The following is a 14,544-nucleotide window of genomic DNA, read 5'->3' on the forward strand; positions in this document are numbered from 1 at the left end:
CTCGCCAGGAATCAGGAAGCGCCAAAAAGATCGCTTCAGCGGCCGGGCGAGTTCAAATCTTAATAATACTTAATGATAATCATTATCAATTAAATGTAGACTACGCCCCAGTCAGCGCTAACACTCACAAAAAGAATAGCGGACTTGCCCCCGGCAAGCGCCGCAGTCGTCGAGTTATGTACAGCCAGCCAAACATCCCCCATTTCCAATAAGGCTTACTCAACATGGCTCACGTTCTTCCCGGTGCCCGGGCTCATCATCAATGGCGCAACACGCTGCGCCCACTCACTTTGGTCATCGCTATCAACAGCGCTTTGCTCTGCCTGGCGACCGATGTACGCGCTCAGCAGAGCGATGCGGCATCGTCCTCCGTCGCCGGCGAGCGCGTCGACTCGAAGAAGCTGCCGGACATTGAAGTCAAGGACGCCAATGAAGAGCAGCATAAGCCGGGCTCATCGGTGAAGGTCACCAGAGAAGAACTGGAACGCCAGGGCGCCGGCAGCTTTGCCGACGTCCTGAAGTATCAGCCCCTGGTATCGGTACCCGGCGTCACCTCCGGCTCGACCAAAAATAATAGTCCTTACGATCACCCGGGCAGCACCAACTACAACATCCGCGGCGTCGAGGGCAATCGTGTCGGTCTTGACGTCGATGATGTGGAAATGCCTGAAGCGGTGGACCGCTCGGCCACCTCGGGCAGCGGTCGCGCCTCGGTCGGCAGCTTCGGCCAGGGCCGCGATTTCATCGATCCGGAAATGTATTCCGAAGTGCAGGTCGATTCCGGCACTACCGCTGCAACACGGCCGGCGGGCGGCATCGGCGGTTCGGTCAGCTTCCGCACCAAATCGCCTGAAGACTATCTGCGCGATGACAAGAGCACTTATTTCGGCGCCAAGGCCGGCTATAACAGCGCCGATCGTTCGTTCAACGAATCGATTACCGCCGCCGGCAGATCGGGCGAGTTCGATGGCCTGTTCGCCTATTCGCGCCGCGACGGCAACGAGACCGAAAACTACAGCAGCGCGATGAGCAGCTATCCGTCGACCTGGTTCTCCGACGCCATCCTGCTCAAGGGCGGCATGCGCCTGAACGCGGAAAACAAGCTGACGGTGTCGGCCGATCTCTATCGCCGCACCAACGACCTCGACTACAGCGCCTGGAACAACACCGGTACCGCCATCACCGGCAAATCCACCCAGCACAGCACCACCTCGCGCAACACCATCCAGCTGGGACATCTGTGGACGCCCGCCAACGCCTTGCTGGACAAGCTGGAAACCAAGCTCTCATACCAGAACACCGACATGAGCGACCGTACCCGCACCACCACGCTGAGCACCGGCGCCGTCGAGAATGACTTCTCGCGCAACACCAACAAGCAGATCGGCCTGACCAGCAACGGCAGCAAGAAGATCGGCAACAACAATCTGCGCTTCGGAGTGAACCTCAGCCAGAACGACAACGAACACATCCTGACCGGCACTTCTCTGGCGCAGCAGCCCTACCCCAACACCGAGACCACCAAGTACGGCGCCTTTATCGAAGACGAGATCGTCTTCAATCCGGGCGGCCATCGCCTGGCGGTGATTCCGGGTCTGCGCGTCGACCGCATCAACACCAGCATCTACAGCTCCGGCAGCTTTGCCAGCACCGCCATCACGGCAGCGCAGTTGAATGCACTGTACGGCTCCGGCAGCAGCAATACCATCGTCAGCCCCAGCCTGAGTCTGGTCTACGACATCCAGCCCAAGCTGAGCAGCTTCGTTCAATGGAAGCGCGGCGGTCGTGCGCCGTCGGCCAGCGAATCGTATGGCTACTGGAACTCCGGCTTCGGCAACTATGCACTGGTCGGCAATCCCAGCCTGCAGAAGGAAACCAGCGATGCGTTTGAAATCGGCCTCAAGGGTTCGCCGGTCAACGGCGTCAAGTTCAACAGCTCGCTGTTCTACACCAAGTACAAGAACTTCATCGCTTACACGCGCTACACACGCACCGGCAATCCGGAGAAGTTCACCAACGTGCAGAGCAACGTCGCCACCATCTATCAGGCCGAGAACCGCGACAGCGCCTACATCTATGGTCTGGATCTGAGCGCGCGCATCGATCACGGCGCCTTCGTGCCGGCCATGCAAGGCATGTACTCGACCTGGGCGCTGGGTTACAGCAAGGGCAAATCCAAGAGCTATTACAGCGGCGACAGCTATCAGGACCTCGACACGGTGCAACCGCCGAAGCTGATCATCGGCCTCGGTTACGATGCGCCTGAAAAACTGTGGGGCAGCAACCTGACCGGTACATTTGTTCAGAGCAAGAAGGCCTCGGCCACCAACCGCAACAGCTACGCCAACAGCGGCACCGCGCTGACCAGCTCGACCACCAGCTACTTCAACGTGCCCGGCTATGCGGTGTTCGATCTGAGCGGTTACTGGCGCGTGGCCAGGAACGTGCATATCAATGCCGGCATCAACAACCTGTTCGACAAGCAATACTGGGACTACGCCAGCGTGTATAACCTGGACCTGAGCGTGGCCAAGGATGCGCAGGACATCCAGTTGAAGACCCGCACCGGACGCAGCTTCTATGCGTCGGTCAGCGTCGACTTCTAAGCAGAATGATGCGGACATCCGGCATGGATGGCCGCGTTTTTGCAGGTGCCACGCTGCCCGCACCCTGACACCTGCAACACCACTTTGACCACCGTTTGACTCTCCTGAGGAATCGCCATGAAATATGTATCTCCAATCCTGATCGGCATGCTGGGCGCGCTGGCGCTGAGCGCCTGCGCACCGCAAGCGACCCAGCCGAATGCCTCACAAGCCGCGGCAACCGGATCGACCGCAGGCACATCCGGCCCGGCGCGCCCGGCCGGCGGACACGGACGCGAAGCCTTCATGGGCAGCTACGACACCAACGGCGACGGCGTGGTCACGCGGGCCGAATATGATGCGGTACGTCTGGCCCGCTTCCGCGCTGCCGACAAGAATAACGACGGCGTGCTGAGCGAAGACGAATACGTCAATGAATTCGAAAGCCGCCTCAAGCAGCAATACGCCGCCGGCGGCCGCGAGCCGGACAAATCCTATGCCGCTGCCATTCGCCAGGCGCATGTGCGGTTTGCACTGCTGGATCGCAATCACGACGGTGTTTTGTCGCAGGCCGAAGAAAAGGAAATCATGGACAAGACCTTCGCGCAGAACGATACCAATCACGATGGCAAGGTGGACGCCTCAGATCCGCTGCCGCCGCCACGCAACAACGACGGCAACTGATGGCAGTGCAACCGTCTTTCCTATTTTTATGATGAAAGCCAATACCGTGATTGACCGCAGCCGCGCACCGGCATGGCTTGCCGCCGTGCTGCTGAACCTGTTGGCGGGTTCGGCCAACGCGGCGTCACTGGATATAGAATTCAGCTTGCCGGCCATCCCCAGCGCCGCCTATCACTCGCCTTACGTTGCGGTCTGGATTGAGAATATCGAGAATCAGTCGGTCGCCGGCACGCTGGCCGTCTGGTACGACCGGCGTTTGCGCGATGAGCTGGGCAAGATCTTCCTGCAGAATCTGCGCAGCTGGTGGCGCAAAGCCGGCAAGACCTTGACTCTGCCGGCCGATGGCGTCAGCGGTGCGACGCGCGGCCCCGGCACACATGCGCTGCATTTTGCAGGCAATCAGGGCGCGCTGGCCCAACTGCCGGGCGGCAAATACATGCTGGCGATTGAAGTTGCGCGCGAGCAAGGCGGCCGTACTGTCCTGCGCACGCCGTTCAGTTGGGGTGGCGGTGACGGCATGGATGGCAGCCGCAGCGTCCCGGATGGCAGTGCCGGCGCCGAAGTCAGTTTTCTCAAGGCGACGGTGTCTCCCTGAATGCCGGAATGCATGAAGCGCAAGATCGGTTTTCAGGTATTCCGGGAACAGCGGCGGCGACCGCGGCAACAATGCACAAGCGAGCACACTGCGGCAAGGCACTCGCAGTCGCGCTAAGATGGCGAAGCGCCGTCGCTCATCGGCAGGACAGCCGGCAAACATGAAGCAAAGTTAACGTGTCATGCCGCATGGCTTGCTGTAAAACGGTCGCATCGTGCAAAGATCTGCGCACCCGGCAAACAATCATTTATCCATTTTCAAGATCCTGGCCATGAACACCAGTACCATTACCATTACCAGCACCGAGATTCGTCCCGCTCTTTCGTTTCGGCTCAAGACCGAGACCGCAGCACTGCATGAATTGATGCATACCTTGATGGAACGCGGCCAGCCGTTTGCCAGCCGCGCAAACTATGCGCGATTCGTGGAGGCGCAATATCACTTTCAGCGCGACATCGAGTTCCTGTTCGCCGATCCCGCGGTGCAGGCGGCAGTGCCCGATCTGCAGGTGCGTGGCCGTGAAGCTGCCTCGCTGGCGGATCTGGCCGATCTGGGCGTGGTCGCGCAGGATGATGTGATCGCCAGTGCCGACGTCAGCATGCCGGCTGCGCTCGGCTGGATGTATGTCTCCGAAGGCTCGACGCTGGGCGCCGCGTTTCTGCTCAAGGAAGCCAAGACACAACTGGGCCTGAGCGAAGAGTTCGGCGCCCGCAATCTGGCGGCCTACCCCGAAGGCCGCGCCATCGTCTGGCGCCGCTTCGTGGCATCGCTGGATCGGGATTCGCTGGAGGGCGAGCAGCACGAAGAAGTGATTGCAGGCGCAGTGGCCGCCTATGGACGCTTTGGCGCACTGCTGAAACGTCACTTCAATCTCGCCTGAACGATTCAGAAATTACACGACCAGGCCGGAAAGGCTGGCCGCTTCGGCAAGAATTTCCCCAGTAGCCCGGACGATGCAGATGAAAGAAACCGAGCCGGAAAACAGCAATACCTGTCCCGGGAATTCTCACACCCGGGATCAGCAAACGCCGATGGCCGTTCAGGCTGTCAAAGGCTGGTCGCGCTGGCTGTGGCTGGCGCTGGCGTACGCCAGTCTGGGCATCGGCCTGCTGGCGATTTTCATTCCCGGCATTCCCACTACCGAATTCATTTTGCTGGCGGCATGGGCCGCGGGCAAGGGTTCGCCCCGACTGCGGCGTTGGCTGGAACAGCATCCCGTTTTCGGGCAAATGATTTATAACTGGCAGCACGGCCGCGTGGTAGCGCGACGTGCCAAGCTGACGGCATCGTTCGCCATGAGCGTGTGCCTGATCATCATGATGCTGACGGTGACGCATCGCTGGATCATTGTGGTGGCCGCCATCGGCATGGGCGGCGGTGCGCTGTGGATGTGGTCGCGGCCGGAGCGCATTACCGCTCAACAAGAAGGCACTTGAAAGCCTCGCTGCTTCACGCGGCCAAAGACAAACCTCAGAATTTCAACGTCGCCAGGCTGCCGGTTTTGCTGTTCCAGTTGCTCGCATTCAATCGCAGCACGGCCAGCAGACCGCGCGGCTGATGATCGCCCAGCACCAGTTCGCCCGCGTGCAACTTGGCGATGGCATTGACCAGCGCCAGGCCCAGACCGCTGCCGTCCTGCGACTGTGTTTCAAGGCGACGGAAACGGCGCACCGCTTCATCGCGCAGATCGGCGCGAATGCCCGGTCCGTTGTCAGCCACACCCAACTCAATGCAATCGTCGTGCAAGCGCACCAGCAGGAAAATGTCGCTGGCCTGGCTGCCGTACTTGATGGCGTTTTCCAGCAGATTGGAGATGGCCTGAAACAGTAAGGCGCGGTCGCCGTAGAGATCGCCGCCAACCTCTGCCTGGATATGCAGTCTGAGCCGGGCGCTTTCCACCAGCGGCTGATAGTAATCGGCGACATCGTGCAGGAAAGCGTCGGCGTCGAACCATTCGAAGGAATAGGCGCAACGCCCCGCTTCGATTTCACCGATGCGCAACACCGCCTTGAAGATGCGCTGTATCCGCTCGGCCTCGGCCACGGCATCCATGATGTCGTCGCGCAGTTCGTCATCGAGACGTTCGGCCACGCCGACCAGATGATTGTGCAGCCGCGTCAGCGGCGTACGCAATTCGTGCGCCAGAATACTGGTGACGCTCTTGACCTCTTCCATCAGGCCGTTGACGCGCCCCAGCACATGATTGATGTCGCCGCCGAGCAGATCGATTTCATCGCCTTTGCGATTGGTCGGCACGATGGCGTCGCGGTCGCCGCCGACATAGCGCCGCAAAGCGGCACGGATGCGATCGACGCGGCGCATGTTGCGCACGCTGGAATACAGGCCGATGGCGAGACTGCTGAGCAGCACGCCGAGCAGCGCCAGACTGGCCACCAGCGGAATCACGCGCACCCGTTCCAGCATGGGGAAAACATCGTAGGCGCGGAAGAACACGCCGCCGTCGTCCAGCGGCACCTGCAGGCCTTGCATGCGCATTACATTGCCGTTCACATCCTGTAGTTCCTGATTGCGCCAGCCGTATCTGCAGGCGCGCGCGCAGTCCAATACCTGAAGCAGCCGGCGGTCGCCGTACAGCGCCTCGCCGGCCGGCGACAGCACCAGCGACATGCCGCCCTCGCGCTCGTTTTCTTCATCGCGCCGCAAGACGGCGGCCAGCTTGCTTGAATCGGTCAGGCGGTCGCGCTTTTCCTGATTCTGCACATCGGCCAGAATCATTTCGCGCACGTGGGTATGCATCAGCGCTTCGATCTGATGGCCGATCAACACCACCGATCCCACTGCCACCAGCAGGAAGATAAGTGCAGTCAGCGAAGCATGGCGGAAGGTACTGGTTTCAAACAGCGACGGCAACCGCCTAGTCCAGGACATAGCCGATGGCGCGGATGGTTCGCAGCAGCGAATGAGATGAATTGCGGTCCAGCTTGTTGCGCAACTTGGAGACGTGGACGTCGATCAGATTGGTCTGCGGATCGAACTGATAGCCCCAGACTTTTTCCATCAGCATGGTGCGCGTCACAGTCTGGCCGCGATGCTCCGCCAATACTTCCAGCAAGGCATATTCCTTCTGGGTGAGATCGACAGGCTTACCGGCGCGGGTGACCTTGCGATTGCGCAGATCTATCGTCAGGTCGTTGAACTCCATGACACGCTCGCCGTCGTTCTGAACACTGCGGCGGCGCACCAGCACCTCCAGCCGCAATTGCAGTTCGGTAAAGTCGAAGGGCTTGCCCAGATAATCTTCGGCGCCGGCGCGCAGGCCTTCAATGCGGTCACCCGGCTGATCTACCGCCGACAGCATCATGATAGGCGGATGCGGCTGGTCCTGCAGCGCATGCAATACCTGAATGCCGCTGATGTCGGGCAGCATGCGATCCAGCAGGACGACGTCGAAGACTTCGCGCTTGACGAACTGCAAGGCGTCTTCGCCATTGTCGGCAATCCGGCAGCGATGACCGCTGTTCTGCAGCTTGCTGTTGAGCCAGTGGCTCACTTTCGGATCGTCTTCAACTATCAGGACTCGCACATAAACTCCCAGCAAACTCAGAATGGACCAGGCTTTTTTCTACATAGTAAACAATAATCATTACTATTTAAAGAAAGAATTGAACTTTTTCAATTAAACACCCAAGGCCATTCCCGGCAGCTGAAAATTAGGGAAACTTAAGGATTGCGGGCGCCCTGTTCTTTCACCGAGTCCTGCGCACTTCTCGCCGAAAGCCGAATGGCATCAAAAAAACGCACCGCTGCGCAAGCAGGCATCCGCGCGTACAATCTGGCGCTTGCCGCGCCGTGCAATCAGTCGCCGAAAGAACTGACAACATCGCGCATCGATTACGCCTGCGCCTGCACAGCCGGCGTTTCCTTCTGCCTCACTCTTGATGAATCCTCACGAAACAGCACGCGGCATTTTGTTGTCGGTCGTAGCATCTGCCCTGTTCGCTCTGATGTCCGGCTATACGCGCTGGCTGGCGCCGCCGTTGACCAGCCTGGATATTTTTGCCTGGCGCGTGCTGTGGACGCTGCCGATGGTGATGCTGGTGCTATCCCGGCGCGGTCAATTGCCGGCGCTGCGCCTGGCGATAGGCGAATTGCTGCGGGCGCCGCTGCAGGCCTTGCTGTTCGTCGGCATGACGTCCCTGCTGGGGCTGCAATTCTGGCTATTCTTGTGGGCGCCGCTGCACGACCGCGCACTGGAAGTGTCGCTGGGCTATTTTCTGCTGCCGCTGAGCATGGTCATGCTGGGTCGCTTCTACTACGGCGAGCGGCTGGGCCGCCTGCAACAACTGGCGGTCGCCTGTGCCGTCGCCGGCGTGTTGCATGAGATCTGGATGACACGCAGCCTGTCATGGCCGGCGCTGATCGTGGCGCTCGGCTATCCGCCCTATTTCGTGCTGCGCCGCCGTCTGCACTACGACTCGCTGGTCATGTTCACGATGGAGATGCTGGTCATGGCGCCGCTGGCGCTGCTGGCGCTGTTCAGCACCGGTACGCTGCAAGCCACGCTGACACAGCCCTCCATGTATCTGCTGCTGCCGGTGCTGGGACTGCTAAGCACTGCCGCCCTGGCCTGCTTTCTGCGTGCCGGCAAGCTGCTGCCGATGAGCCTGTTCGGGATACTCGGCTATGTCGAGCCGGTGCTGCTGGTCGCCGTGGCGGTGCTGGTGCTGGGTGAAAGCCTGAGCCTGCAGCAGCTCGGCACCTATGTGCCGATCTGGCTGTCGGTCGGTTTTACTGCCCTGCACAGCGCCCGCCTGATGCGCAGGCTGCAAGCCAGAGACGCGGCCACGCGCAAATAAGCCGGCCGGGAAGCCGTATCGCTTATACTTTCCTGCGCACCAGCGAGTCCGCGTAGCCGCCATCACCCGGGATCGCATTTCAGTGAGCAGCTCCGATGCACTATCACCAGCGCAACACGCCAGGCCGCATGCAGGATGGCAGGTTGCAGATATCTCTGACCGTCCACCATGAGCCAACAACAAGAACTGCCGGACAACTGGAACGACAAGACCTATTCGGTCTCCGCTCTCGCCAAGATTTTCGTGATTCTGGTTTGCGTGATCATCATCGGCATCGACGGCTGGATCAGCTGGAACGCCCGCAAGAGCGATCTGCGCGACGCCGAAGTAACCACCGGCAACATCTCCAAGGCGCTGGCGCAACATGCCAATGATGCAATACAGGGTGCCGACGCGATTCTTCTGAGCGTGGCCGATCAGGTCAGCGACGCCGGCATCGGCACCGAACGGATCGCGCAAATGACGCCGGCGCTGAAGCGGCTGGTGGCCAAGTCGCCGCAATTGCATGGTCTCTTCATCTATGACGCCGACGGAAAATGGATCGTCAACTCCATGGGTGCCTTGCCGCCGCAGGCCAATAATGCCGACCGCGAATACTTCAAGTATCACCAGACGCATGAAGACCTGGAAATGCACCTCGGTCCGCCGGTGCACAGCCGCGCCACCAATGACTGGATCATCACCGCCTCGCGCCGCCTCAATCTTCCGGATGGCAGTTTCGGCGGCGTCGCGCTGGCCACCATCGACATCAATTACTTCAGACGTTTTTACGACGGCTTCGACATCGGCGACAGCGGCGCCATCGTGCTGGCGCTGGCCGACGGCACGATACTGACGCGCCGCCCGTTCGAAGATAAATTCATCGCCTACGACATGAGCGGCAGCCGTATCTTCAGGAATTACCTGCCGCAATCGCCGATCGGCACACGGCTGGAGCGCTCCACGCTGGACAACGTCGAGCGCCTGTACAGCTATCGCCGGCTGGAGAAATATCCGCTGGTGGTGATCGTGGCGCTGTCGGAAAACGAGATCCTGGCCGCCTGGCGCCATGAATCCATTATCTACGCCATCGGCGTGGCGATTCTGCTGGTACTGATCTGCGTCTTCGGTTTCCGTCTGATCAAACAGATCAATCTGCGGCTGCTGGCCGAAAAAGAAGCCATCAAGGCGCGTGACGCCTTGCAGCAACTGAATCAGACTCTGGAAAAACTGGCGCATCAGGACGGCCTCACCGGCCTCGCCAACCGCCGCCATTTCGATCTGGCGCTGAACGAAGAATTCAGCCGCGCCACGCGCAATGCCAGCGCCTTGTCGCTGGTCATGCTGGATGTGGATTGTTTCAAGCAGTACAACGACATCTACGGCCATCAGGCCGGGGACGAATGCCTGCGCCGCATCGGCAAGGTGATCAAGGGCGTGGAGCAACGCCCCGGCGATCTGGCCGCGCGCTATGGCGGGGAAGAACTGGCGCTGCTGCTGCCGAGCACCGATGTCGAAGGCGCCGTCAAGGTCGCGGAAAAAATCTGCACCGAAATTCATGCGCTGGGCATCACGCATGCCGGCAATCCCAACGGCGTGGTGACCATCAGCGCCGGCGTCAACAGCCTGTTGCTGGCGCGCCAGGAGCTCAATGCACAGCAACTGCTCAAGGGCGCGGACGAGGCGCTGTACGCAGCCAAGAACAATGGCCGCAATCGGGTCTGCGCTGCAGCGCTGGGAAGCACTTAGCCCCCCATATTGCGCGGACAAAAAAAACGGCACCCTTGCAGGTGCCGTTTTTCATGGTGCAATGACTATCCGGCGCGGTCATGCAGCAGACCGGCCGTTCGGCATTACTCCTGGTGATACGAAGTCACGCGTTCCACTTCATTCTTGGAGCCGAGGAACACGGCCACGCGCTGATGCAGTTTTTCAGGCTGGATATCCAGAATGCGTTGCTTGCCGTTGGTGGCGGCACCGCCGGCCTGCTCGACAATGAAGGCCATGGGATTGGCTTCATACATCAGACGCAGCTTGCCTGGCTTGTCCGGTTCACGCGCATCGGCCGGATACATGAAGATGCCGCCGCGGTTCAGGATGCGATGCACGTCGGCCACCATGGAGGCAATCCAGCGCATGTTGAAATCCTTCTTCAGCGGACCGGTGACACCGGCCTGCATTTCATTGACGTAACGCTGCACCGGCGGGAACCAGTGACGCGCGTTGGAGGCGTTGATCGCGAATTCCTTGGTGTCTTCCGGAATCTTGATGTCGCGCTGGGTCAGCACCCAGGCACCCATTTCGCGATCCAGCGTGAAGCAGTGGACGCCATCGCCGGTGGTCAGCACCAGCACGGTTTGCGGGCCGTACACGGCATAGCCGGCGGCGACCTGCTTGGTGCCCGGCTGCATGAAATCCTTTTCCGACGGTTCGGTCATGCCTTCCGGCGCCTTCAGCACCGAGAAGATCGTGCCGATGGAAACATTGACGTCGATGTTGCTGGAACCGTCCAGCGGATCGAACATCAGCAGGTATTCGCCCAGCGGATAGCGGTTGGGAATGCGGTGGATGGTTTCCATTTCTTCCGACGCCATCGCCGCCAGGTGGCCGCCCCATTCATTGGCTTCCAGCAGGATCTCGTTGGAGATCACGTCCAGCTTCTTCTGCACTTCGCCCTGCACGTTTTCGCTGCCGGCGCTGCCCAGCACTTCGCCCAGCGCGCCCTTGCCGACGGCGTGACTGATGCTCTTGCAGGCGCGGCCCACGACCTCGATCAGCAGACGCAATTCGGAGGGGATCTTGTTGTGCAGGCGCTGCTGCTCGATCAGATGTTGGGTCAGACTGACGCGTTTGCTCATGATTTTCTTCTTCCCTTTTCTTTAACTTGACTTGAAAAACCTGTTGCCCTTGTCCCTGCTGACGCTCAGTTCGACAAGGACTTGGTGATGACTTCCGCCACGTCGCGCGACAGATTCGACGAGGCCGCCACCTGTTGCAGCGCATGGCGCATTTTTTCCTGCAGCGCAGGCGTGTACTTGCGCCAGCGATCCAGACTGCGCGCCAGGCGCGCCGCTACTTGCGGATTGCTGCCGTTTAGCGCGATTACCTGCTCGGCCCAGAATGCATAGCCGTTGCCGTCCAGCGCGTGGAAGGCCGAAGGATTGCCGTTGCAGAAACTGAAAATCAGACTACGGGCACGATTCGGATTCTTGAGCGAAAACGCGGGATGCGTAGCCAGCGTGCGCACCGTGTTGACATCCGCATTGCGTGCGGTGGCCTGCAGGGTGAACCACTTGTCGATGACCAGCGCTTCCTTTTCGAACTCGCTGTAAAAACCTTCCAGCGCGGCGGCCTTGCCGGCGGCCGAGCTGTTGGTCAGCGCACCGAGCGCCGCCAGGCGGTCGGTCATGTTGTTGGCCTCGTCATTTTGCTTTTGCGCGAGCGTCAGGACTTCTTCCTCATCCAGCTCGACCAGATACGACAGCGCCACGTTCTTGAGTGCGCGCTTGCCGCTGGCGTCGGCATCGGGACTGTACTCACCGGGTGTGCCGCAGGCCTTGTAAGCGGCCAGCAGATCGTCGCGCAAATCGCGCGCCAGCGTACGACGCATGAATTGCCGCGCGATGTGGATGGCATGCGGATCGATCACTTCCATCTGTTCGGCGATCATGGTTTCCGACGGCAGCGTCAGTACCAGTTCGCGGAAGGCGGCGTCCAGCGTTTCGTCGCGCAAAGTGATGCGCAGCGCATCGCTCAGGGCGCTGTCCTGATCCTGATTGCCCAGCACGGTCTCAAACGACACCACGTGCCCGGACTGGCGTGCCGCCTGCACCGCCGTGGTCAGCTTCAGCAAGCGGCGCGTGGCCAGACGCTGGCCGGCTTCCCAGCGATTGAAAGCATCGCTGTCATGCGCCATCAGGAAGGCCAGTTCGGCGTCGCTGTATTCATATTGCAGCACCACCGGCGCGGAGAAACCGCGCAGGATGGACGGCACCGGCTTCTCGGCGACATCGGTGAAACGGAAGGTCTGCCTGGCCTTGGTCAGTTCCAGTACGCGTGTGGTGTCGCCTGCGGCCGACTTCTCGCCATCCAGTCTGAGCGGCATGTCGCGGCCCTTGCTGTCGAGCAGACCGACTGCCACAGGGATATGGAAAGGCTGTTTCTTCTTCTGCCCGGGCGTGGCCGGGCAGGACTGCTCCAGCGTCAGCTCCAGGGTCCTGGACTTGGCGTCGTAATGCACGCCGGCTGCGACCCGCGGCGTGCCGGACTGGCTGTACCAGCGTTCGAACTGTTTCAGATCGCGCTTGCCGGCGTCGGCCATCGCAGCGCGGAAATCGTCGCAGGTGACGGCCTGGCCATCATGCCGTTCGAAGTACAGATCCATGCCCTTGCGGAAGCCGTCGCGGCCCAGCAGGGTCTGGTACATGCGCACCACTTCGGCACCTTTTTCATAGACGGTGACGGTATAGAAATTATTGATTTCGACGAAGGAATCAGGACGCACCGGGTGCGCCATCGGGCCGGCATCTTCCGGGAACTGCGCCTGACGCAGCACCCGCACGTCGTCGATGCGCTTGACTGCACGGCCGCTGTCGGTGCCTATCATGTCGGCCGAGAATTCCTGATCGCGGAACACGGTCAGACCTTCCTTGAGCGACAGCTGGAACCAGTCGCGGCAGGTCACGCGGTTGCCGGTCCAGTTGTGGAAGTATTCATGCCCGACCACCGCCTCGATATTGGCGAAATCGATATCGGTGGCGATACGCGGATTGGCCAGCACGAACTTGGTGTTGAAGATGTTGAGGCCCTTGTTTTCCATCGCGCCCATGTTGAAGTCGCCGACGGCGACGATCATGAAGCGGTCCAGATCGAGCTCCAGGCCGAAGCGTTCTTCGTCCCAGCGGATGCTGTTGATCAGCGAATCCATTGCATGCTGGGTCTTGTCGAGATTGCCGTCTTCGACCCAGACCTGCAGCAGCACTTCGCGACCTGACTTGAGGCGGTATTTTTCTTCCTGACAGACCAGATTGCCGGCCACCAGCGCGAACAGGTAAGACGGCTTCTTGAACGGATCTTCCCACTTGGCGTAGTGACGACCGTCTGGCAGATCGCCCTCTTCGATCAGATTGCCGTTGGACAGCAGCACCGGGAATGCCTTTTTGTCGGCGCGCAGCATCACGGTGTACTTGGCCATGACGTCCGGGCGATCCGGGAAGAAGGTGATCTTGCGGAAGCCTTCAGCCTCGCACTGGGTGAAAAAGTTGCCGTTGGACACATACAGGCCCATCAGCGAGGTATTGCGGTCGGGCCGGGTGGTGGTTTCGATTTCCAGCACCACTTTGGCCGGTGCGCCGGGAATGCGCAAGACACCGCCGGCCAGCTTGTAATCGGCGGCGCGCAGCACTTTGCCGTTCAGGCGCAATTGCACCAGTTCCAGTTCTTCACCGAACAGCACGATCTCGTTATTGCTGCCGGCCGGGTTGCGCTGCATGAAAATGCGGGTCGCGACTCGCGTCAGCGAGGGTTCGAGGTCGAAGCCCATTTCGACGGTGTCGACCAGATAAGTGGGATCGGCGTAATCTTTGCGGTAAATCGTCGGTGGCGTATCTGTGCGCATGGAGAGCTGTCCGTAAAAAGGAACAAAACCCGATTTTACCAATCAACTGGGGCTGGAGGCGCAAATCGGGACGGGATTCGAAGCATGCAAAAAAACATGATTCACGGTTTAATCGACCGGCCCGCTGCAATAACGTTCTGCACGATGCTGCAATGCAAGGCCCTGCCTGATTTCTGAGGCCGTTTGGCGGCCTGTCCTGATCCGCTTCCGGGCGACCTTCTTTGCCGCTTTTTTCCCATGTAAAAGGCGCAACGCGAGCCGGCGCGG

11 protein-coding genes are annotated in these 14,544 nt (G+C 60.3%); 7 read left to right on the forward strand and 4 right to left on the reverse strand.

Annotated features, from left to right (window positions below):
* The first annotated feature begins 224 nt into the window (after positions 1-224).
* The 5 genes from PQR62_RS01390 (at position 225) to PQR62_RS01410 (ending at position 5,300) form a co-directional block, all read left to right on the forward strand.
* On the forward strand, positions 225-2,606 hold the full coding sequence (locus tag PQR62_RS01390) for a TonB-dependent hemoglobin/transferrin/lactoferrin family receptor (protein ID WP_408154013.1): 2,382 nt from the start codon (positions 225-227) through the stop codon (positions 2,604-2,606).
* A 117-nt stretch (positions 2,607-2,723) separates the two neighbouring features.
* Entirely contained in the window at positions 2,724-3,269 is a 546-nt protein-coding gene (locus PQR62_RS01395) for an EF-hand domain-containing protein (RefSeq protein ID WP_408154015.1), read from the forward strand.
* Positions 3,270-3,297: 28 nt separating this feature from the next.
* On the forward strand, positions 3,298-3,864 hold the full coding sequence (locus PQR62_RS01400; RefSeq protein ID WP_408154017.1) for a DUF2271 domain-containing protein: 567 nt from the start codon (positions 3,298-3,300) through the stop codon (positions 3,862-3,864).
* A 271-nt stretch (positions 3,865-4,135) separates the two neighbouring features.
* Positions 4,136-4,744, forward strand: a complete 609-nt coding sequence (locus PQR62_RS01405; RefSeq protein ID WP_408154019.1) for a biliverdin-producing heme oxygenase — start codon at positions 4,136-4,138, stop codon at positions 4,742-4,744.
* A 151-nt stretch (positions 4,745-4,895) separates the two neighbouring features.
* The gene (locus tag PQR62_RS01410; protein WP_408154021.1) at positions 4,896-5,300 is read left to right on the forward strand and encodes a YbaN family protein; all 405 of its coding nucleotides are present in this window, start codon (positions 4,896-4,898) and stop codon (positions 5,298-5,300) included.
* 34 nt (positions 5,301-5,334) lie between these two features.
* Here the strand turns inward: PQR62_RS01410 and PQR62_RS01415 are convergent, their stop codons facing one another.
* Both PQR62_RS01415 and PQR62_RS01420 read right to left on the reverse strand, forming a co-directional pair.
* On the reverse strand, positions 5,335-6,753 hold the full coding sequence (locus tag PQR62_RS01415; RefSeq protein ID WP_408154023.1) for a sensor histidine kinase: 1,419 nt from the start codon (positions 6,751-6,753) through the stop codon (positions 5,335-5,337).
* Entirely contained in the window at positions 6,740-7,408 is a 669-nt protein-coding gene (locus PQR62_RS01420; RefSeq protein ID WP_408154025.1) for a response regulator transcription factor, read from the reverse strand. The genes PQR62_RS01415 and PQR62_RS01420 overlap by 14 nt, the downstream gene beginning before the upstream one ends.
* A 355-nt stretch (positions 7,409-7,763) precedes the next feature.
* Here PQR62_RS01420 and rarD point away from each other — a divergent pair, with 355 nt between their 5' ends.
* Together rarD and PQR62_RS01430 are read left to right on the forward strand one after the other, a co-directional pair.
* Positions 7,764-8,681 carry an EamA family transporter RarD gene (gene rarD, locus PQR62_RS01425; RefSeq protein ID WP_408154027.1) on the forward strand — a complete coding sequence of 306 codons (918 nt, stop codon included), beginning with the start codon at positions 7,764-7,766 and terminating at the stop codon, positions 8,679-8,681.
* A gap of 168 nt (positions 8,682-8,849) precedes the next feature.
* Positions 8,850-10,409, forward strand: coding sequence for a sensor domain-containing diguanylate cyclase (locus tag PQR62_RS01430; protein WP_408154029.1), 1,560 nt, complete (start codon positions 8,850-8,852; stop codon positions 10,407-10,409).
* Between the two features lie 104 nt (positions 10,410-10,513).
* On the opposite strand, the gene PQR62_RS01435 is transcribed toward PQR62_RS01430, so the two are convergent.
* The gene (locus PQR62_RS01435; protein WP_408154031.1) at positions 10,514-11,518 is read right to left on the reverse strand and encodes a class 1 fructose-bisphosphatase; all 1,005 of its coding nucleotides are present in this window, start codon (positions 11,516-11,518) and stop codon (positions 10,514-10,516) included.
* Positions 11,519-11,583: 65 nt separating this feature from the next.
* The gene (gene pepN / locus PQR62_RS01440) at positions 11,584-14,277 is read right to left on the reverse strand and encodes an aminopeptidase N (RefSeq protein WP_408154033.1); all 2,694 of its coding nucleotides are present in this window, start codon (positions 14,275-14,277) and stop codon (positions 11,584-11,586) included.
* Positions 14,278-14,544: the final 267 nt, after the last annotated feature.

Source organism: Herbaspirillum lusitanum, assembly GCF_046025995.1.
GTDB classification, from domain to species: domain Bacteria; phylum Pseudomonadota; class Gammaproteobacteria; order Burkholderiales; family Burkholderiaceae_D; genus Herbaspirillum; species Herbaspirillum lusitanum_A.

Coding starts and splice junctions, on each gene's coding strand:
- PQR62_RS01390 (WP_408154013.1), top strand. CDS start 225: ATGGCTCACGTTCTTCCCGGTGCCCGGGCTCATCATCAATGGCGCAAC.
- PQR62_RS01395 (WP_408154015.1), top strand. CDS start 2,724: ATGAAATATGTATCTCCAATCCTGATCGGCATGCTGGGCGCGCTGGCG.
- PQR62_RS01400 (WP_408154017.1), top strand. CDS start 3,298: ATGATGAAAGCCAATACCGTGATTGACCGCAGCCGCGCACCGGCATGG.
- PQR62_RS01405 (WP_408154019.1), top strand. CDS start 4,136: ATGAACACCAGTACCATTACCATTACCAGCACCGAGATTCGTCCCGCT.
- PQR62_RS01410 (WP_408154021.1), top strand. CDS start 4,896: ATGGCCGTTCAGGCTGTCAAAGGCTGGTCGCGCTGGCTGTGGCTGGCG.
- PQR62_RS01415 (WP_408154023.1), bottom strand. CDS start 6,753: ATGTCCTGGACTAGGCGGTTGCCGTCGCTGTTTGAAACCAGTACCTTC.
- rarD (WP_408154027.1), top strand. CDS start 7,764: ATGAATCCTCACGAAACAGCACGCGGCATTTTGTTGTCGGTCGTAGCA.
- PQR62_RS01430 (WP_408154029.1), top strand. CDS start 8,850: ATGAGCCAACAACAAGAACTGCCGGACAACTGGAACGACAAGACCTAT.
- PQR62_RS01435 (WP_408154031.1), bottom strand. CDS start 11,518: ATGAGCAAACGCGTCAGTCTGACCCAACATCTGATCGAGCAGCAGCGC.
- pepN (WP_408154033.1), bottom strand. CDS start 14,277: ATGCGCACAGATACGCCACCGACGATTTACCGCAAAGATTACGCCGAT.